Source organism: Polynucleobacter sp. QLW-P1DATA-2, assembly GCF_001870365.1.
Classification (GTDB): Bacteria; Pseudomonadota; Gammaproteobacteria; order Burkholderiales; family Burkholderiaceae; genus Polynucleobacter.
The window spans coordinates 867,000-884,973 of record NZ_LZMQ01000003.1; the positions used below are offsets into that span (position 1 = coordinate 867,000).

Consider the following 17,974-nt stretch of genomic DNA (forward strand, 5'->3'; position numbering starts at 1 on the left):
CCATTCTTTATTCTTGACTTGATATAAGAACCTTTTTAGGATGACCCATGTTTTTTATATATTGCGATGCAGCATAAATCAGCAGGACAGTAAGTTCAGCGGTTTTGAAGGTGTCGTAAAAATTGAATGAGTAAATGTTTATCTAACAATTTGAGTGAGATGCAGGGGGAGCAATCAGCAATGCTGGCTGCTAAAGAACTGCTAGCCCACGCTATGGCTCCAGTGTATCGAGTCATCAATGGCTTACTCGTTGTGACTGTATTCATGGTGGTAGGTCTTTGGCTTTCGGGTAACGGTACTAATGCAGGTCCATTTGACTTAGCTCGTGTACTAGTCCCTGATGAAGCTCGTAACATTGTTTGGAGCAACGGTTTTGGCATGCTCGATCAATACAAGAGCGGCAATGAAGTAGCCTCTTCATCTGCGCCTGAGACCGAGATTGCGGCTGTTATCTATAACAAGTCAAAACCCAATAATTCCGGCTTGGCATCTGCGAAGCAACAAACCGTAGCACTATTGATGCCCTCCGTCGCTCAAGTGCCGGTGAAGTCTATCTCTCATTTGGCTGACCGCATTCCAACCTCCAAGATTGATCCACAAGCCTTGGATAGCAATTTGATGGGCTCTATTCAGAATCAACGTGCTGTTGCTGATTTCTTTGAAAAGAAATACAGCCTCGATCGCGCCAAGATTGAAGAGTATGTGTCAAACACGATTTTGATTGCCAAAGAAGTGAATATTGATCCGGTATTGTTATTGGCGGTGATCTCTGTAGAGTCCAACTTCAATCCCAATACCAAGAGTCAAGCTGGTGCTGAAGGCCTCATGCAGGTAATGACTTCAGTGCACCGTGAAAAATATGCGCTTTATGGTGGTACACAACAAGCAGTTAAGCCTGAAGTAAATATTCGGGTGGGCGCCTATATCTTGAAGTACCTCATTGCTACTGCAGGCTCTTTACGTAATGGCCTCAAGTTCTACGTGGGCGCTGCTAATGCGGAAGATGATGGTGGTTACGCTGATAAGGTCATGGCAGAACGCAGTCGCTTAATTGGCCTTTGCCAGACGCGTTCTATAAACCGCTTGACCTTAAATGGCAAAGATTTACGCTCCTAATTGAATTAATAATGACGGATTAAAAAAGCCACCCTTGGGTGGCTTTTTATTTAGCGGAAGGCGACCTTACTTAGTTCACCCCATGTAACTCAACATCAAATACGAGTGTGGCATTTGGGGGTATCACTCCACCAGCGCCACGTGCGCCATAGCCCATTTCAGAGGGAATGATGAGAGTACGCTTACCGCCGATCTTCATTCCAGCAACGCCTTCATCCCAACCCTTAATCACGTGACCAGCGCCCAAAGGAAAGCTAAAAAGCTGGCCGCGATCGAGTGAGCTATCAAACTTTTGACCTTTATGGTCGGGCGCTTTTTCGTCAAAAAGCCAGCCGGTGTAATGCACGTCAACGTGATTGCCGGCGGTAGCTTCCTTGCCTTCACCAACAACGGTGTCGATTTTTTTGAGTTCAGTCATGATGTTTTCCTATTGGGTACAAATTGATCGGCTAGTATATTCTGAGCTTTAGATTCTTACTTCAAGCTTACAACATGACCAATTACTGGCTCAATTCTGCCTATCAAACCCTACTACCAAGCCCAGATGGACAGCTATTGGTAACAGACGACTTTTTGCGCACCTATTTATTGAGGCCTGAGCTTAGCTTAGTCGCTGAATCATGCGAGGCTGAACATTTACTCCACCAGCGCCTTACCGAAAACCCCCGTGCTCAAATTGCCGATCAGGATATTGCGGCTATGGCTGATCTGGATATTCAGGAAAACTATCGGGTCTGGTTGCGCTATCGCTCACGTCTATTAGCAGCGAGCTCCTTAGAAGCTTTCTACATGAGTCTTTTTAAAGGCGATGGTGTTGATGTGCCGCCTTTATTTGTGATGCAATTAGCGCAGATGTTTGTACGACACATTTTGGGTGAGAATGCACATCCACTTGAAGTGCGCATGGGAGAACTATTCTTTCGGACTCAGAAAATTACCGTCCTTGAGGACAGTATTGTTATGGGTGCGGATGAAGAGGTGGTCTCGCGTAATGCGCAGGCAGGTGAGTCTGGAAATATTATGGACTTGCTCAAAGGCAAATCGATGTTGACTCGCTCGGCTGATCTCGATGTTTTATATGAAGAAAATGCTGCTGAATATTGGGCGCGTAATGAAGGATTTGATTTTGCTGTCCAACTTAATTTTGGGCATGAGCCTATTAGTCATTTTTGCCGCGTGTTAGAAAAATGGATTGCACATTTCCTCGGGATTGCAGTGCGCATTACGCCGATGCAGCAAATCAGCGATCCTAAATGGTCATGGCATGTAGGCTTAGACGCATCAGCGACAGCAATATTAAATAAGCTCTACAACAAGGAGTCTGTTGAGTCTGATGAGCTTGAGAAAGTGATTTGTTTATTTCGATTGGACTTTATCGATGAAGCTGCGGTTACCAAAGCTCAGCAAGGCAAGCCAGTCTACATGGCAATTGCTGCAAATGAGCAGCAGCAGTTAAAGTTAAAGCCGCAAAACTTATTATTTAATTTACCACTCGCAAAAGTTTCTTAAGCTGTTTGGGTTTTCTTGTTTACGCCTGCCAGCCAAATTAGTGCTGCAGCAGTAATGATGACTGGAATAAGTGATCCTAGATTGAGGATATTCCAGCCTTGTGAAGTTATGAGTGCGCCAGATCCAAATGAGGTAAATGCCATGGTCCCAAATACAAAGAAGTTGATAGACGCCTGCGCTTTATCTCGCTCATTTGGTTTGTAGGCTGTCATTGCTAAAGATGTTGAACCAGTGAACAAAAAGTTCCATCCCACTCCTAGCATGAATAGTGCAATGAAGAACTGGTGAAGATCGGTACCGGTGAGTGCAATGCATATGCAGAGAAAGTTAAGGCTTACGCCAACACCCATCATTTTGAGAGCGCCAAAACGTTGAATAAGGGCGCCTGTAAAAAATCCTGGAGCAAACATGCCAATGACGTGCCACTCCAGAACGAGGGCGGTATCTGAGAAGGGTAAGCCACAGATTTGCATGGCTAAGGGGGTTGCTGCCATGAGAAGATTCATCACCCCGTAGCCCAATGCAGCACCAATAACGGCAACCATAAAGACGGGCTGTTGAAGAATGCTCTTGAGGGGGCGCCCATCCGAAAGGGAATGTTGGGTTTTAAATTCTTCTGGAAAATGGATGCACTGCATAAGCAAAATTCCAATCAAAGCGGCAATCGAGAGTGTGAGGTAGGCGCCCAAGAAGGCGGTATCGAAGAGGTTGCGAGTCCAGGAGGCTAAATTAGGTCCAATAACTGCTCCCAGAATGCCTCCAGCAAGCACCCATGAGACTGCCTTGTCACGCTGGCTGACTTCGGTTAGCTCCGCAGCTGCAAACCGATAAAGCTGTCCGTTGGCGCTGTAATAGCCGGCGATAAAAGTGCCAGCTACCAAGAGCCAAAAGTTTCTGCTAAACGCTGCATAAGCGCACACCAGGGCGGATAGCATCGCCACTAAGAGCCCTAGCTGGAAAGAGGTCTTGCGCCCAAATCGGTTTTGGGATTTGGCAACAATAGAGGTGGAAAAAGCAGCCCCAACAACATAGCCCATGACGGGTAGGGTGGCCATCCAGCTCAGTGGCGCTAAGCTGAACCCCACTAGGCCATTAATGGCGATAAAGGTAACGTTATTGGTTAGAAATAGACCTTGGCAAATAATCAGTAGCACTAGGTTTTTATTGAGTAAAGGGTGCTTGCTGGACATGACATGCAGTTTAAGGTGAATTTGTCATCCCCGCTATCTCGGGGGATTCCCTTAAATTGGGCAACATCTGCGGGTTTGGGGTGCAAATCCCCCCTTTTTGGCAATCTCGATGATTTAAAATTGAAGACTCGCCTCATTGGCAAAAAGGCCTATAAAACAGACCTGCTAAAAGCGATTTGCAAAATGCGGAATATGAGAGTGGCAGGGTAAAAACCTGACTCTGTAAATTTATCAATATCGAGGAAACGTTAATGGCTTCAGAGAAATCAAAGATTATTTACACGCTGACAGATGAAGCGCCGCTTTTGGCGACTTGCGCATTTTTGCCAATCATCCGCACTTTTACAGCGCCTGCTGGAGTAGAGATTGTGAAGAGCGACATTTCTGTTGCTGCACGTATCTTGGCCGAGTTTTCTGATTGTTTATCTGCTGAGCAAAAAGTTCCAGATAATTTGGCTGAGCTGGGCAAAATGACTTTGTTGCCAGACACTAATATTATTAAGTTGCCAAACATCAGCGCATCTGTTCCACAGTTGCTCGCAGCCATTAAAGAATTGCAAGCTAAGGGATACAAGATCCCGAATTTTCCAGATGATCCTAAAACGGATGAAGAAAAATCGATCCGCGCCCGTTATTCCAAGTGCTTAGGTAGCTCAGTAAACCCAGTGTTGCGTGAGGGTAACTCTGACCGCCGAGCACCGCCCGCTGTCAAGCGTTATGCGCGTAAGAACCCACACTCTATGGGCGAGTGGAGCCAAGCTTCTCGTACGCACGTTTCTCATATGCATGGTGGCGACTTCTACTCGAGTGAGAAGTCAATGACGATGACAAAGGCCTGTAATGTCGCCATGGATTTAGTGACCAAGAGCGGTAAAACGATTGTCCTCAAGCCAAAGACTGCTTTGCTGGCTGGTGAAATTATCGACAGTATGTATATGAGCAAGAAAGCCTTGTGCGAGTTCTATGAAAAAGAAATCGACGATGCTTATAAAACCGGCATGATGTTGTCCTTGCACGTGAAGGCAACCATGATGAAGGTTTCTCATCCGATCGTATTCGGGCATGCCGTGAAGATTTTCTATAAAGATGCTTTTGAGAAACACGCTAAGTTGTTTGAAGAGTTAGGTGTGAATGCCAATAACGGCATGAGCAGTCTCTACGAGAAGATCAAAACCTTGCCAGAATCCAAGCGTGAAGAAATTATTCAGGACTTGCATGCTTGTCACGAGCACCGTCCAGCATTAGCGATGGTTGATTCAGCTAAAGGCATTACCAACTTGCACTCTCCTAGCGACGTCATCGTTGATGCATCGATGCCTGCCATGATTCGTGTTGGCGGCAAGATGTGGGGCGCGGATGGTCGTTTGCATGACACTAAAGCAGTGATCCCAGAGAGTACCTTTGCCCGCATCTATCAAGAAATGATTAATTTCTGTAAGACTCACGGTAACTTTGATCCAACCACTATGGGCACTGTGCCTAACGTGGGCTTGATGGCTCAACAAGCTGAAGAGTACGGCTCACATGACAAGACATTTGAGATTCCAGAGGCGGGTGTAGCGCGTATCGTTGCTGAGGATGGTACGGTGTTGCTTGAGCAACATGTAGAAGAAGGTGACATCTGGCGTATGTGCCAATGTAAAGATGCCCCAATTCGTGATTGGGTCAAGTTGGCAGTTAATCGTGCACGTCTCTCCAATACTCCGGCCGTATTTTGGTTGGATGAGTACCGCCCACATGAGGCAGAGTTGATTAAGAAAGTTAAAACCTATCTTAAGGACTATGACCTTGAAGGCGTTGATATTCAGATCATGTCTCAAACCCGTGCAATGCGTTACACCTTAGAGCGCGTCATTCGTGGCAAGGACACTATTTCTGTTACTGGCAATATCTTGCGTGATTACCTCACTGACTTGTTCCCGATTATGGAATTGGGTACCAGCGCGAAGATGCTCTCTATCGTGCCTTTGATGGCCGGTGGCGGCTTGTTCGAGACAGGTGCAGGTGGCTCTGCTCCTAAGCACGTTCAACAGCTCGTAGAAGAAAACCATTTACGTTGGGATTCTTTGGGCGAGTTCCTGGCCTTAGCTGTCTCTCTAGAGGATATCGGCGACAAGACTGGCAACCAAAAAGTGAAGATCTTGGCTCGTACCTTGGATGAAGCTACTGGTAAGTTATTGGATAACAATAAGTCGCCTTCTCCGCGAACAGGTGAGCTGGATAACCGTGGTAGCCAGTTTTACTTGGCTATGTACTGGGCTGAAGCCTTGGCTGCCCAAACTGAGGATAAAGAGTTGCAGGCCTACTTTGCACCTTTGGCTAAATCACTCGCTGAAAATGAGCAAAAGATTACGACAGAGCTAAAGGCTGTCCAAGGCAAGCCGGCCGATATTGGCGGTTACTTTGTTGTCGATTCTGAGAAGTGCAAAGCAGTGATGCGTCCGAGCCCTACTTTCAATGCAGCTTTAAAGGCAATGAGGGCTTAATAGGTAGAAGCGATAGCCTAATACGTGAATTAGGCTTAATATAAAAAGGCAAACCCGAGAGTTTGCCTTTTTGTTGTTAGATACCCCATTCGATAGATCCATGCCAAAACCAACAGACCTCGTAGAGCTGACATACCTGAGTGAAGCGGTGTCTGATATGTCCTTTCTGGATCTCATGCGCCTGTTGGAATCTGCAAGAGCTTTTAATCTTGAGCTTGGTGTGACGGGAATTTTGTTTTATGACAACCAACAGTTCGGTCAAATTATTGAAGGTGAGCGCGCTAACATTATGAAAGTATGGAAGCGCATTCAAGAAGATAAGCGCCACCACCGAATCGAGCTTTTAGAAATCAGAGAAATTTCTGAGCGTAGCTTTCCTGACTGGTTATTGCGGTTTTATGGCGGAGAGACTCTTGTTGGGGACCATCCAGTATTAGCTGGAATGGTAGGCGGAATGGATAAGCATAGCCTTGCCTTACTGAACAAAATGCGTGAAGCACTGATTTAATTCGCCTGCCTAGCAATAAATCCTTATCGGTAGCAAAATGGTCGTAATACATCAACGGGGTTCGCCATGCCTTATATCGATAAAACCATTTTGACAAGTGACATCACACCGCAGGCCGTTTTTGAGAATCGCCGAGCCCTGATTAAGGCGGCCGCCGCAGGCAGCTTTGGTGCGGCACTCTCACCTTGGTTTTCAAGGCAGGCACTTGCTGCTACCCCGGATAAATTGAGCTCCACTCTAAACCCAGCCTACAGCACTAAAGATGAGATGACGCCTTATAAATACGTCACGAGCTATAACAATTTCTATGAGTTCGGGACGGATAAGTCAGATCCAGCTGCCCACGCGGATACTTTGCAAACCCGACCTTGGACTATCTCTATTGAGGGCTTGATTAAAAAGCCAATGACGCTAGATATCGATGCCTTATTGAAGTTGGCACCCATGGAAGAGCGTATTTACCGTATGCGTTGCGTAGAGGGTTGGTCTATGGTGATTCCTTGGGATGGCTACTCGCTATCTAAGTTAATCAATAAAGTAGAGCCACTGGGTTCAGCTAAGTACGTGGAATTTATTTCTTTAGCAGATCGCAAACAAATGCCTGGTGTGAGTAGCAACATTATTGATTGGCCCTACCGCGAGGGCTTGCGCATGGATGAGGCAATGAACCCGCTTACCTTGCTTGCGTTTGGATTGTATGGCGAAGTATTACCAAAACAAAATGGCGCACCTGTTCGGATTGTGGTGCCCTGGAAATATGGTTTCAAAAGTGCCAAGTCGATTGTCAAAATTCGGTTCACTGAGGAGATGCCTAAAACCAGTTGGAATCAATTTGATGCCCGCGAATATGGCTTTTACTCTAATGTGAACCCTCAAGTGGATCATCCGCGCTGGAGTCAGGCAACAGAACGCCGAATTGGTGATCCTAAAGGCATGTTTGCTCCGAAGATCAAAACCCAAATGTTTAATGGGTATGCTGATCAGGTCGCTAGCATGTATGCCGGCATGGATTTGAAAAAATACTATTAGTCAATGAACAAAATCTATTCAGCAGTTTTTAGCGCTTGCTTTTTGTTTATCAGCTTCCCAAGCTATGGACAAGTGGATGTGCCGGTGAAAACAATTGCATCTCTTGATGTTCCTCGTTACCTGGGAACTTGGTATGAGATTGCTAAATTTCCGAATTGGTTTCAAAGAAAATGCGCTAGTAACACTCAGGCAGTTTACTCAGCTAAGCCAGATGGAAATCTCAAGGTGCTTAATAGCTGCAAAACAGCAGATGGTGCAGTGACCCAAGCAGAGGGTGAGGCTAGACAAGTCGGCGCTAAAGATTCACCTAAGTTAGAAGTACGCTTCGCTCCCGCATGGCTCTCTTTTATTCCAATGGTGTGGGGCGATTACTGGGTGATCGATTTAGATCCTCAATATCAAGTCGCCGCTGTGAGCGATCCCAAAAGAGAATACCTTTGGGTTCTCTCTAGAACACCACAGCCCGATAAAAAGACTTATGACGAATTGCTACAACGTCTAGAGACCCAGAAATTTGACGTGCGTAAGCTAGAGTTAACGCAACAAACGACTCAGCCACAGAAGAATTAAATGAATCAGTATGTTTTACCGCCTGGCATTGAGGTATTTGAGAGGGGCTGGCTATCGGCTAATAATATTTTTCACTTTGGTGAAGAAGATGTCTCTCTGGTGGATACAGGATATTGTGCTCACCAAAATATGACGCTGAATTTGGTACACAATGCATTGGCTAAACATCACTTATCTACCTTAACTAAGGTAGTCAATACTCATCTGCATTCAGATCACTGTGGTGGTAATGCTGCCCTCATGAATGCTTATGATTGTGAGGTTTATATTCCCGCTGCAGAAGAGTTGGCTGTTAACGATTGGAATACTGATTTACTAAGCTATGACAATTTGGGTCAAGAATGCCCTCGCTTTAAGCATTCCGGATTACTGATTCCGGGGCAAGAAATCCTCTTGGGCAGATATCTTTGGAAGATCCTGTCTGCACCCGGCCATGATCCTCATTCAATCATGCTGTATCAGGAAAAACACGGCATCCTCATTTCGGCAGATGCTCTATGGGAGGAGGGCTTTGGCGTCATCTTTCCTGAGCTTTGGGGCGAGTCTGGATTTGAGGAGGTTGCACAAACCCTAGATTTGATTGAAAGCTTGCCGGTATCCCTGGTAATACCGGGGCATGGCATGCCTTTTATAGGCGTCATTAAAGCAATTGCTACGGCACGTTCGAGACTAGATTATTTGGCATCTGATCCCGATCGCAATGCGCGCCATGGGGCCAAAGTCTTATTGAAGTACAAGTTATTGGAATGGCGTGCCAAGAGCTTGTTAGAAGTAAATGATTGGATAATCAATACACCTGCACTTAGGAGTGCTGCTAATCAGCTGAATATGGGTATGGAGGAATTTTCAGCATGGTTGCCGCAGGCTTTAGTGAAGTCTAGAGCAGCCACTGTAGATGGAAAATATTTAATAGATCAAGCTTGAATATCAAAAGAGGAAATATGGAACATACCGTTTTAGTTACTGGCGCTACTGCTGGATTTGGTGAGGCAACTGCCCGCCGTTTTTTAGCTCATGGGAACAAGGTCATTGCTGTCGGAAGAAGGGCAGAGCGTTTAGATGCTCTCAAGGCATCTCTACCTGCTGATCAACAGAAAAAATTATTAACCTTAGTAGTAGACGTTTGCGATAGCGCAAAAGTAGATGCTTTGGCAGCTGCTTTACCTGCTGAATTTACTAATGTGACGGTACTAGTCAATAACGCAGGCTTAGCCTTGGGTCTTGAGCCCGCTCAAAAAGCCATCTTGAGTGATTGGGATCAAATGATTGATACCAATATTAAAGGTCTCGTACATATGAGTCGCGCATTCTTGCCTGGCATGGTGGAGCGTAAACGGGGGCATGTGATCAACTTGGGATCAGTCGCAGCTAATTACCCTTATCCAGGTGGCAACGTATATGGCGGGACGAAAGCATTTGTGAAGCAATTTAGTTTGAATTTGCGTGCTGATTTAATCGGAACCCCTGTGCGCGTGACTTGTATTGAGCCAGGTATGTGTGCTGGTACAGAGTTCTCTAATGTTCGTTTTAAGGGGGATGACGATAAGGCAGGTCAGGTTTACACCGGAGTAAAGGCTTTGAGTGCTGACGATGTAGCCGAAGCTATTTACTGGTCTGCGACTCTACCAAGCCACATGAATATTAACGTGCTCGAAGTCATGCCAGTTCAGCAGGCTTCTAATGCGTTTAATGTATACCGCGGAGAGTTTTAAGAGCTCTGGTCTTGCCAGCGATAAAACTTGGGATAAATGCGTAGCACTACAGGACCATTGAAATCCCAAGACTTACATGTGCCTAGGTAAAGTGGCGGCTTGTTTGTATCGGGATCAAATAATGCGCCCGGAATGGATTGGAAGGCAGCAGTAGCAAGACTATTCAGTAATTCGCGTAAATGGGTGCAGCCCGCAATGCCGCCTAAATGCGTTTGAATTGTTTTGCGCCAACCTTTTCCAATGCGTGCACCAACAAGTGCATCCATTGGTGGAATTACTTGTGGGCATTCTGGGTGTGGATGTGCATCCATCGACACCTCAATATCCTGAATGACTAGCTCGTTATTGATTGTTAGGCGAACCCACATATCATGAAAGGCCTCGCCCGGCTTCCAAGTGGTATTGCCAGTTACAAATGGCGTAGGTTTGTAGTCCTTGAGATGGCCCTCGATATCCCATAGACCATCTTCTCTGGCAAAGCCGCAGAAGGTAATTTCTCGGGTATGGATTGGGGTACGTGGTTTTGGTGTTGAAAGCATTCGGAATCAATTCAAATCTTTGCTGGGTCTATCAATGATAATCAATTGATCCAATAACAGGTAAAGGTGCTCTGTAGTATTCTCTGCAGCATATGGCAAAACCGATTTCCCTCGAAAAAATTCTCTTTAGCCAGGGCTTTGGCACACGTCGCTATTGTAGTGATTTGGTGTATGCCGACTTGGTCAAGGTGAACGGTGTTCTTGCTGAAGATCCTGAAGAGCGCATTCCAACAGAAGGACTTGTGCTCAATGTTGAAGGCAAGGATTGGGAGTTCCACGAAAAAGCCTATATCGCTTTTAATAAGCCGGCAAACTATGAGTGCTCGCATAAAACAACACATCATCCGAGTGTCTATAGCTTATTGCCCACCCCTTTCGTAGAGCGCGGCTTGCAATGCGTTGGGCGCTTGGACTTTGATACCACTGGCCTGTTGTTAATTTCAGATGATGGGCAATTTATTCATAAGATGACAACGCCTAAAAAGAACATTGGTAAGGTGTATGAGATCACAACACCTGACCCAATTACTTCGTCTCAAATAGATCATTTGCTCAATGGGGTTGTTTTAGATGATGACCCTCGGCCATGTTATGCCACCGCGTGCAAACAGCTTTCTGAAACCACCTTAGCTATGACTATAGTTGAGGGTCGGTATCACCAAGTAAAGCGCATGATGGCTGCAGTAGGGAATCATGTTGCTAAGCTACATCGGGTTGAAATTGGTTCATATGTGATGCCTATCGATTTGGCTGAGGGCCAATGGCGCTGGTTATATCCAGAGGATTTAAAACAGTTATCCCAAAGCGTAGAGTCAAAATGAGTGCAATAGTTCTATCTCGGGATTTCAATTATCAAGAAGCCATTCCCCTGTGGAGAGTGGAGCCATCAGGTATTCACATTACCCGTGAATTTATTTTCCAAGATTTCAAGCAGGCATTTGCATTCATGACGCTGTGCGCACAATATGCTGATGAAATTGATCACCACCCAGATTGGAAAAATTCTTGGAATAGAGTGGTGGTGCAGTTAAGCACCCATTCAGCTAAAGCATTGACTACTCTAGATATTCAGATGGCTAAAGCAATGGATGCTTACGCCTTGCAGGTGTAGCCCTAAAAATTAGTGCTCTTCGCCTTCGTGATCTTCTTCATTAAGGCTCATCAAAATTGTTGCCAATAAGCCATAGACCACTTCGGTAGAAATCATGCCGTCCTCGTCAAGCTCATCAATTAAGTCATTCAGACAGTCCTCTGTGGGCTCGTTTAATAGAGTCATGGCACATTCGCAACCATAGTCAAAATCTTCGTCGTTTGAGGGTTGATTTTCGTTTGTCATAAATATCCTTAATTTGAACCCTCAGAATAGCAAATTAGGCCCAACTTCGATAGGAATAAATGCCATTGGAAGGCGCTTCTAGCCCTAGCCTCAGGAATTGATGTGCGCCTGCAAAAATTCCAGAATGATTTATAGTCATTTGAAAATAAAACAGAGGAGACAACATGCAGCTAAACATCAATGGGCAAATCCACAATGTCGACGTAGAGCCCAATATGCCCCTGCTATGGGCTATTCGTGAGGTAATAGGACTGACAGGTACCAAGTATGGCTGTGGAATAGCCCAATGCGGCGCCTGTACCGTCTATATGAATGGCGAACCTGTTCGCTCATGCTCGGTTCCGGTATCCGCTGTTGGTGCCACTAAGATTACGACAATTGAATCTTTGTCTAAAGACAACTCCCATCCGGTACAAAAAGCCTGGATTGCACTAGACGTCCCCCAGTGCGGCTATTGCCAATCTGGTCAGGTCATGGCTGCCGCTGCCTTACTAAAAAGAACACCAAAGCCTACTGATGCAGATATTGATAACGCCATGTCGAATATTTGCCGCTGTGGCACGTATCAAAAAATTCGTGATGGCATTCATGTTGCATCCGGTCAGAAAACATTAGCAGAAGTATTGGCGCAATACCAAGCTTCTCCTGCGACTCGTGGTTAAGGGGGAGTCAGATGACAATCCAAAATACTTCGCGTCGCGACTTTATTATCAAGGGCAGTATTGCTGGTGGCGGCTTAATGTTAGGCATTGGCGCTCTACCTGAGTTTGCTTTGGCGCAATCTGGTGGTTCATATGATCAGAACTCACCAATGAAAACCGGCGAGCCAGAAGTTAATGCTTGGGTCAGCATCAAGCCTGATGACACTGTCTACATCAGGATCGCCCGTTCAGAGATGGGGCAGGGCACTCGCACTGGTTTGGCTCAACTAGTTACTGAAGAGTTGGAATGCAATTGGAAAAAAGTAAAAACCCAGTCTGCAACTCCAGGCCAGAGTTTGGCGCGTAAGCGTGTATGGGGTGAGCACGGTACTGGCGGTAGCCGAGGTATTCGCATCTCTGAGGACTATGTGCGACGTGGCGCTGCTGCTGCCCGCATCATGTTGGTTCAGGCTGCCGCGAATCAGTGGAATGTTCCCGTTAAGGAATTAAAAGTCGATAAGGGTGTCATTACTCATGTGCCAACTGGTCGCAAAACGACTTATGGAAAAGTCGCAGAGCTAGCATCTACTCTGACTCCTCCAGATCCACAGTCAATTACCTTAAAAGACCCGCGTAAGTGGACGGTGGCTGGTCAGCCTTATGCACGCATAGATACTGCCAATAAGGTAAATGGTACAAAAGTCTATGGTGCAGATCTGCAAATGCCTGGTATGTTATGTGCATCAGTGAAGTCTTGCCCGGTATTTGGGGGGAAGATTGTCAGTTATGACGAGGCAAAGGTAAAGAACTTGCGTGGTGTTAAAGGCGTAGTCCAAATTAATGATGCGACTGTTGCTGTAGTGGCAGATACTTGGTGGCGTGCAAACACTGCCTTGAATGCATTGCCGATTGTCTGGAATGAGGGCAAAGCCTCCAACGTTTCTCAGGGTGACATTGATCAGATGTTGCGTGCTGGCTTAGATGAGCAAGGCGACTTCTGGCAGCGAAAGGTGGGAGATGCTCCTGAAGTGATTAATAGCTCCGCTAAAAAAGTAGAGGCGATTTATTACACTCCATATCGCGCTCACGTCACTATGGAGCCGATGAACGCTACTGTAAAAATTAGTGGTGATCGCGCAGAAGCTTGGGTGCCTACTCAAAATGGGGAGGGATCGCATGCAGCTTTATCTGAAGCTACCGGGATTCCATTGGCCAATTGTGAAGTCTATAAATTAGATTCTGGTTGTGGTTTGGGTCGTCGCGGCTCTACGCAGGATTTTGTGACCTATGCAGCCAAGGTTGCCATGAAGTTCCCTGGAGTGCCCGTGAAGGTACTTTGGAGTCGTGAAGAGGATATGACACACGACTACTATCACCCAATTGCGATGGCAAAAATGAGTGCTGGCTTGGATGCAGGCGGCAATGTGACTGGTATGCACATTAAAGTAGCCGGCCAATCTATTAACGCAACTCTCGCACCCTCGGCAATTAAAGACGGTAAAGATGAGCGTCAGTTGCAAGGGTTGTATGAAAAAGGCCCTGACGCACAGCTCGGTTATACATTTCCAGCGCTCTTAACCGAATATGTCATGAAGAATACCCATGTGCCTGTCGGACCATGGCGTGGCGTAAACACGAACCAGAATGGCATCTTTATGGAATGCTTTATGGACGAATGTGCAAAAGCTGCTGGTAAGGATCCTGTCAAATTTAGACAGGCCGTAATGCAAAGTCATCCCAAACATTTAGGTGTTTTGAATGCAGCTGCTCAAAAAGCCAATTGGGATAAGCCTTTGCCTGCCGGAACGTATCGTGGTGTAGCGCAGTTCATGGGTTACGCAAGCTACTCTGCATGTGTTGCTGAAGTCTCTGTGGATGGCAATGTGGTTCATGTCAAACGTTTAGTATTTGCATTGAACTCTGGTCATGTTGTAAATCCCTATCTAACTCGCGAGCAAATCGAAGGCTCTGTAGCAATGGCTTTAGGTGCGATCTTCAACCCAGAAATTACAGTTGAAAATGGTCGCATCAAACAGCAGAATTTGGATTCTTATCCAATGATCAAGTTAGCATCTACTCCACGAATAGAAACAGTCTTGGTGCCAACCTATGATTTCTGGGGTGGGGTAGGCGAACCAACCATCTGCGTTGTTGGTCCTGCTGTTGCCAATGCGATTTCTGCTGCTATTGGTAGACCTGTGCGCAACTTCCCCCTCTATAAGGAAGGCTTGAGCTTAGCATAAGGCAAATTCCCTTTGTAGCTCAAATAAAACGACCCTATTTAGCATTGCCAGATAGGGTCGTTTAACATCATAGGATGATGTTTCTGAAAAGCGCCGTATTCCTACTCTCCCTAATTCCTTTGGGGCGCTTGGTATGGCTTGGATATGAGGATGGATTGGGCGCTAATCCTATAGAATTCATTACCCGCTCAACTGGTACATGGGCTTTAGTATTTCTATGCTGCACGCTGACCATGACGCCATTGCGTCTTGTTACCGGCTCGGTTATCTGGATTAAGCTGCGTCGCATGCTTGGGCTATTCTGTTTTTTCTATGCCAGCATCCATTTCAGTATTTGGCTTTTCTTAGACCAGAGTCTTGATCTGCAAGCGATGTTTCACGATGTGATCAAAAGGCCATTCATTACGATGGGCTTTGTAAGTTTGGTGTTATTGCTTCCATTGGCACTCACATCAAATCGATGGTCTGTGAGGCAGCTAGGAAAACGCTGGACCTTATTGCATAAACTGATTTACATCATTGCGATCACTGCTATTGCTCATTATTGGTGGCACAAGGCTGGTAAGAATGATTTACAAACGGTATGGATCTATGCTGGAGTGGTGCTAGTGCTTTTAGTTTTCAGACTACCATTGGTCAGTCAGTATTTTCGTCAACAACTAAAGAGCTAAATGAACCTTATTCGTATGAAGTTGACTATTTTGCTCTTGATCCTATGTTCTTCAGCAATGGCTCAAGCCCAGTCAAATCAAGGGGTTCAGACCTTTTCGCCATATACTCCTGAGCAATTAAAGGCATTTAATGATCAGAAGATTTCTCCGGCTGAAGGCCCTTTTGGTTCAGTAGATCCAAATCAGCAGCAAATGAATTTACAAAAAAGACCACCAGTCGATTCCCAATTTTTTAATGTACCTGCTGGTGAGCAGGAGGCAGAGGCGATTGAGACAGAGTCTACTGATCCTTATGAAGCAATGACCCCAGCCATTTCCTTTTAGGCTCAGAATTTATTCAGAGAAGGTGAGTTCGGGAATTGAAGAAAGACTTAAAAGAGCCATTGCCGATTCGGGAGTGGCATTTAACCATTTCTGAAATAGTTCCGGCCGTAGAGGTACAACAGTACGTTTTTCATCTTCAGGTTTATGGCAACGATTCATGAGAGGGTGCCTACCTGCCTCAATAGTGAGCATTGAAAATGACACAATTAATTCCCCAGTTTCAGGTTCGGTCCAAGTATCCCAAATAGATGCAATGGCCATTGGCTCACAATTGACTTGGGTAATCTTGGTGCGAACAGCTTTGCCAGATTCGTAGCAGGGCTCATAAAACGCATCTGCCAAAGCCAATGCATAGTGGCGCTTGGTCCATGCATGTTTGTAGGACGGCTTTTCGCTGACGGTCTCTAGTCTAGCGTTATAAGTCTTTCTACCAAAGGCCTCATCCTTAGCCCATGAGGGAATTAATCCAAAGCGGGCAGGGCCAAGCGCTGTGCGCTGTGTATTGTGACTTTTTAAAACAATTGGGCCTGGGTAGGTAGGAAATACGTCCTGTGCGCTAGTTACTGGCAGATCAAGATCAAAGTGGGTCTTGACCCAATCGGTATTAGTGGTTGTAAGGTATTGAACACACATAAGGCCATTTTACTGTGATGGCTACTGGTAGTATTGAGGTTCTCATATAGAAAGATTAACCTGAATGAAACTTTTTAGCCCTCAATTTAAGCCCCTGGCCATGCAATTTATTGCTGCTAGTTTTTTGACTGCCGCTGCTTGCGGATCTGCCCATGCTCAGCAAAGCGGTTTACCGGTAAATGCTGCTGCCTCCGTTAATGGCGCCATCATCACCAACGATATGGTTGAGCAAGGTATTCGTGCGGCACTTGCACAAGGGCAAAAAGATTCTCCCGAGTTACGTAAGGCTGTACTAGAAAAATTCATCGAAGTATTGCTTTTATCACAACAAGCGGAAAAAGATGGTTTAGCAAATTCTGATAAGGCAAATACGCAATTGATGATGATTCGTCAAAACTATTTAGCTGACCTAGAGCTTTCTAATTTCATGACGCAAAATCCTATTACCGATGCCGATGTGCAGGCGGAGTACAACAAACAAGTTTCTTCCCTTGGACCGCAGGGCATGATTGTGGAATACAAGATTAGCGACATTGCTGTTGCTACTGAGGCAGATGCGCAAGCGGCATTAAATAGAATTAAAAAAGGTGAGCCGTTTGATAAGGTTGCTAAAAGCGTTTCATTGGCCCCCAATAAGGCTCAAGGCGGCGCTGCAGGATGGGTTCAGGCAGGTCAAGTGCCACCCCAGATTTCAGCTGCTTTAGTGAATCTTGAAAAAGGCCAAACTTCATCCCCAATCGATCTTCAGCAGGGCTGGTATTTGCTCAAAGTGGAAGATAAAAAATCTAGCAAGCCACCTTCCTTTGAGCAAGCTAAGCAAGCTGTGCGTGCTGGACTAATCCAAAAGAGGCAGCTTGAATTTGTATCCCAAATTGCAAAGAACTCAAAGATTGTCGTTCAGTAATCAATGGCATTAAGGCCCGAGTGTTTAGTCGCTTCCCCAAATAAAAAGGACTCCTAGGAGTCCTTTTTATTTACGCTCAAGTGTGACAAAGTGAAAGTCGATACCATTTTCAGATCCCGGAGTCCGCTCCACTTCTTGCCAGTCTGATTCCTTAGGTACTTCAAAGAAGGTGTCACCACCATCAATATCCATCTCGATTTCAGTGATAAAGAGTTTGTCAGCCCTATCAAAGGCTTGTTTAAATAGTTGCTCGCCACCAATCACAAACACTCGAGGGGCTTCACTTAAGCGATTGAGTGCCTCATCAAGAGAGCTCGCAAGTTCTGCACCTGCAAGCTCATAGCTAGCGTTTCGGCTCACAACGATATTGCGACGACCAGGAAGTGGGCGACCAATCGATTCCCAAGTCTTGCGACCCATAATGACTGGGTAGCCCATGGTGACGCGCTTAAAGAACTGTAGGTCTGCCGAGATCTTCCAAGGCATTTGATTGTCTCGACCAATAACGTGATTGCGCGACCGCGCAACGATCATCGAGATAGCAGGTTGTGTCATGTCTAGAT

21 protein-coding genes are annotated in these 17,974 nt (G+C 45.8%); 15 read left to right on the plus strand and 6 right to left on the minus strand.

What is annotated here, in order from left to right; all coding sequences use genetic code 11:
* Nucleotides 1-126 precede the first annotated feature (126 nt).
* Nucleotides 127-1,116: a transglycosylase SLT domain-containing protein gene (locus A9236_RS07080; RefSeq protein ID WP_071464696.1), complete on the plus strand. Its 990-nt coding sequence runs from the start codon at nt 127-129 to the stop codon at nt 1,114-1,116.
* Between the two features lie 70 nt (nt 1,117-1,186).
* On the opposite strand, the gene A9236_RS07085 is transcribed toward A9236_RS07080, so the two are convergent.
* Entirely contained in the window at nt 1,187-1,534 is a 348-nt protein-coding gene (locus A9236_RS07085; protein ID WP_071464697.1) for an FKBP-type peptidyl-prolyl cis-trans isomerase, read from the minus strand.
* Nucleotides 1,535-1,608: 74 nt separating this feature from the next.
* On the opposite strand from A9236_RS07085, the gene A9236_RS07090 reads away from it, so the two are divergent.
* Complete coding sequence (locus A9236_RS07090; RefSeq protein WP_071464698.1) at nt 1,609-2,625, plus strand: DUF6352 family protein; 1,017 nt, start codon at nt 1,609-1,611, stop codon at nt 2,623-2,625.
* Here A9236_RS07090 and A9236_RS07095 read toward each other — a convergent pair.
* Nucleotides 2,622-3,815 (minus strand): MFS transporter, encoded by a 1,194-nt coding sequence (locus tag A9236_RS07095; protein WP_071464699.1) that lies wholly within the window; start codon nt 3,813-3,815, stop codon nt 2,622-2,624. The genes A9236_RS07090 and A9236_RS07095 overlap by 4 nt on opposite strands.
* Before the next feature lie 251 nt (nt 3,816-4,066).
* Here A9236_RS07095 and A9236_RS07105 point away from each other — a divergent pair, with 251 nt between their 5' ends.
* The 6 genes from A9236_RS07105 to A9236_RS07130 all read left to right on the plus strand — a co-directional run bounded on the left by A9236_RS07105 (nt 4,067) and on the right by A9236_RS07130 (nt 10,120).
* Nucleotides 4,067-6,301, plus strand: a complete 2,235-nt coding sequence (locus tag A9236_RS07105) for an NADP-dependent isocitrate dehydrogenase (RefSeq protein WP_071464701.1) — start codon at nt 4,067-4,069, stop codon at nt 6,299-6,301.
* Between the two features lie 100 nt (nt 6,302-6,401).
* Nucleotides 6,402-6,809 carry a BLUF domain-containing protein gene (locus A9236_RS07110; protein ID WP_071464702.1) on the plus strand — a complete coding sequence of 136 codons (408 nt, stop codon included), beginning with the start codon at nt 6,402-6,404 and terminating at the stop codon, nt 6,807-6,809.
* Nucleotides 6,810-6,875: 66 nt separating this feature from the next.
* Complete coding sequence (msrP, locus tag A9236_RS07115; protein ID WP_071464703.1) at nt 6,876-7,838, plus strand: protein-methionine-sulfoxide reductase catalytic subunit MsrP; 963 nt, start codon at nt 6,876-6,878, stop codon at nt 7,836-7,838.
* A gap of 3 nt (nt 7,839-7,841) precedes the next feature.
* On the plus strand, nt 7,842-8,408 hold the full coding sequence (locus A9236_RS07120; RefSeq protein WP_071464704.1) for a lipocalin family protein: 567 nt from the start codon (nt 7,842-7,844) through the stop codon (nt 8,406-8,408).
* Nucleotides 8,409-9,332 (plus strand): MBL fold metallo-hydrolase, encoded by a 924-nt coding sequence (locus A9236_RS07125; RefSeq protein ID WP_071464705.1) that lies wholly within the window; start codon nt 8,409-8,411, stop codon nt 9,330-9,332.
* Between the two features lie 17 nt (nt 9,333-9,349).
* Nucleotides 9,350-10,120, plus strand: coding sequence for an SDR family NAD(P)-dependent oxidoreductase (locus A9236_RS07130; protein WP_071464706.1), 771 nt, complete (start codon nt 9,350-9,352; stop codon nt 10,118-10,120).
* On the opposite strand, the gene A9236_RS07135 is transcribed toward A9236_RS07130, so the two are convergent.
* Nucleotides 10,117-10,659 (minus strand): DUF2889 domain-containing protein, encoded by a 543-nt coding sequence (locus A9236_RS07135; RefSeq protein ID WP_071464707.1) that lies wholly within the window; start codon nt 10,657-10,659, stop codon nt 10,117-10,119. The two genes, A9236_RS07130 and A9236_RS07135, sit on opposite strands and share 4 nt — an antisense overlap.
* A gap of 92 nt (nt 10,660-10,751) precedes the next feature.
* Here A9236_RS07135 and A9236_RS07140 point away from each other — a divergent pair, with 92 nt between their 5' ends.
* Together A9236_RS07140 and A9236_RS07145 are read left to right on the plus strand one after the other, a co-directional pair.
* Nucleotides 10,752-11,480 (plus strand): pseudouridine synthase, encoded by a 729-nt coding sequence (locus A9236_RS07140; protein ID WP_071464708.1) that lies wholly within the window; start codon nt 10,752-10,754, stop codon nt 11,478-11,480.
* A complete protein-coding gene (locus A9236_RS07145) occupies nt 11,477-11,770 on the plus strand; it encodes a 4a-hydroxytetrahydrobiopterin dehydratase (protein WP_071464709.1) in 294 nt (97 codons plus the stop codon). Before A9236_RS07140 ends, A9236_RS07145 begins: the two co-directional genes overlap by 4 nt.
* Nucleotides 11,771-11,779: 9 nt before the next feature.
* Here A9236_RS07145 and A9236_RS07150 read toward each other — a convergent pair whose 3' ends face one another.
* The gene (locus A9236_RS07150) at nt 11,780-11,995 is read right to left on the minus strand and encodes a hypothetical protein (RefSeq protein WP_071464710.1); all 216 of its coding nucleotides are present in this window, start codon (nt 11,993-11,995) and stop codon (nt 11,780-11,782) included.
* Nucleotides 11,996-12,159: 164 nt separating this feature from the next.
* On the opposite strand from A9236_RS07150, the gene A9236_RS07155 reads away from it, so the two are divergent.
* The 4 genes from A9236_RS07155 to A9236_RS07170 all read left to right on the plus strand — a co-directional run bounded on the left by A9236_RS07155 (nt 12,160) and on the right by A9236_RS07170 (nt 15,874).
* The gene (locus A9236_RS07155; protein ID WP_071464711.1) at nt 12,160-12,657 is read left to right on the plus strand and encodes a (2Fe-2S)-binding protein; all 498 of its coding nucleotides are present in this window, start codon (nt 12,160-12,162) and stop codon (nt 12,655-12,657) included.
* Between the two features lie 11 nt (nt 12,658-12,668).
* Nucleotides 12,669-14,879, plus strand: coding sequence for a molybdopterin cofactor-binding domain-containing protein (locus A9236_RS07160; RefSeq protein WP_071464712.1), 2,211 nt, complete (start codon nt 12,669-12,671; stop codon nt 14,877-14,879).
* Nucleotides 14,880-14,956: 77 nt separating this feature from the next.
* Nucleotides 14,957-15,550, plus strand: a complete 594-nt coding sequence (gene msrQ, locus A9236_RS07165; protein WP_236638766.1) for a protein-methionine-sulfoxide reductase heme-binding subunit MsrQ — start codon at nt 14,957-14,959, stop codon at nt 15,548-15,550.
* Nucleotides 15,551-15,874, plus strand: a complete 324-nt coding sequence (locus A9236_RS07170; protein WP_236638769.1) for a hypothetical protein — start codon at nt 15,551-15,553, stop codon at nt 15,872-15,874.
* Nucleotides 15,875-15,883: 9 nt separating this feature from the next.
* Here A9236_RS07170 and A9236_RS07175 read toward each other — a convergent pair whose 3' ends face one another.
* Nucleotides 15,884-16,507: an SOS response-associated peptidase gene (locus A9236_RS07175; protein WP_071464714.1), complete on the minus strand. Its 624-nt coding sequence runs from the start codon at nt 16,505-16,507 to the stop codon at nt 15,884-15,886.
* Between the two features lie 64 nt (nt 16,508-16,571).
* On the opposite strand from A9236_RS07175, the gene A9236_RS07180 reads away from it, so the two are divergent.
* A complete protein-coding gene (locus tag A9236_RS07180) occupies nt 16,572-17,411 on the plus strand; it encodes a peptidylprolyl isomerase (RefSeq protein WP_071464715.1) in 840 nt (279 codons plus the stop codon).
* A gap of 66 nt (nt 17,412-17,477) precedes the next feature.
* Here the strand turns inward: A9236_RS07180 and A9236_RS07185 are convergent, their stop codons facing one another.
* Nucleotides 17,478-17,966: a dihydrofolate reductase gene (locus tag A9236_RS07185; RefSeq protein WP_071464716.1), complete on the minus strand. Its 489-nt coding sequence runs from the start codon at nt 17,964-17,966 to the stop codon at nt 17,478-17,480.
* Nucleotides 17,967-17,974 lie beyond the last annotated feature (8 nt).

Bases quoted from the DNA above. Each gene is read 5' to 3' on its own strand.
- A9236_RS07080 (WP_071464696.1), top strand. From the start codon at position 127: ATGAGTAAATGTTTATCTAACAATTTGAGTGAGATGCAGGGGGAGCAA.
- A9236_RS07085 (WP_071464697.1), bottom strand. From the start codon at position 1,534: ATGACTGAACTCAAAAAAATCGACACCGTTGTTGGTGAAGGCAAGGAA.
- A9236_RS07090 (WP_071464698.1), top strand. From the start codon at position 1,609: ATGACCAATTACTGGCTCAATTCTGCCTATCAAACCCTACTACCAAGC.
- A9236_RS07095 (WP_071464699.1), bottom strand. From the start codon at position 3,815: ATGTCCAGCAAGCACCCTTTACTCAATAAAAACCTAGTGCTACTGATT.
- A9236_RS07105 (WP_071464701.1), top strand. From the start codon at position 4,067: ATGGCTTCAGAGAAATCAAAGATTATTTACACGCTGACAGATGAAGCG.
- A9236_RS07110 (WP_071464702.1), top strand. From the start codon at position 6,402: ATGCCAAAACCAACAGACCTCGTAGAGCTGACATACCTGAGTGAAGCG.
- msrP (WP_071464703.1), top strand. From the start codon at position 6,876: ATGCCTTATATCGATAAAACCATTTTGACAAGTGACATCACACCGCAG.
- A9236_RS07120 (WP_071464704.1), top strand. From the start codon at position 7,842: ATGAACAAAATCTATTCAGCAGTTTTTAGCGCTTGCTTTTTGTTTATC.
- A9236_RS07125 (WP_071464705.1), top strand. From the start codon at position 8,409: ATGAATCAGTATGTTTTACCGCCTGGCATTGAGGTATTTGAGAGGGGC.
- A9236_RS07130 (WP_071464706.1), top strand. From the start codon at position 9,350: ATGGAACATACCGTTTTAGTTACTGGCGCTACTGCTGGATTTGGTGAG.
- A9236_RS07135 (WP_071464707.1), bottom strand. From the start codon at position 10,659: ATGCTTTCAACACCAAAACCACGTACCCCAATCCATACCCGAGAAATT.
- A9236_RS07140 (WP_071464708.1), top strand. From the start codon at position 10,752: ATGGCAAAACCGATTTCCCTCGAAAAAATTCTCTTTAGCCAGGGCTTT.
- A9236_RS07145 (WP_071464709.1), top strand. From the start codon at position 11,477: ATGAGTGCAATAGTTCTATCTCGGGATTTCAATTATCAAGAAGCCATT.
- A9236_RS07150 (WP_071464710.1), bottom strand. From the start codon at position 11,995: ATGACAAACGAAAATCAACCCTCAAACGACGAAGATTTTGACTATGGT.
- A9236_RS07155 (WP_071464711.1), top strand. From the start codon at position 12,160: ATGCAGCTAAACATCAATGGGCAAATCCACAATGTCGACGTAGAGCCC.
- A9236_RS07160 (WP_071464712.1), top strand. From the start codon at position 12,669: ATGACAATCCAAAATACTTCGCGTCGCGACTTTATTATCAAGGGCAGT.
- msrQ (WP_236638766.1), top strand. From the start codon at position 14,957: ATGTTTCTGAAAAGCGCCGTATTCCTACTCTCCCTAATTCCTTTGGGG.
- A9236_RS07170 (WP_236638769.1), top strand. From the start codon at position 15,551: ATGAACCTTATTCGTATGAAGTTGACTATTTTGCTCTTGATCCTATGT.
- A9236_RS07175 (WP_071464714.1), bottom strand. From the start codon at position 16,507: ATGTGTGTTCAATACCTTACAACCACTAATACCGATTGGGTCAAGACC.
- A9236_RS07180 (WP_071464715.1), top strand. From the start codon at position 16,572: ATGAAACTTTTTAGCCCTCAATTTAAGCCCCTGGCCATGCAATTTATT.
- A9236_RS07185 (WP_071464716.1), bottom strand. From the start codon at position 17,966: ATGACACAACCTGCTATCTCGATGATCGTTGCGCGGTCGCGCAATCAC.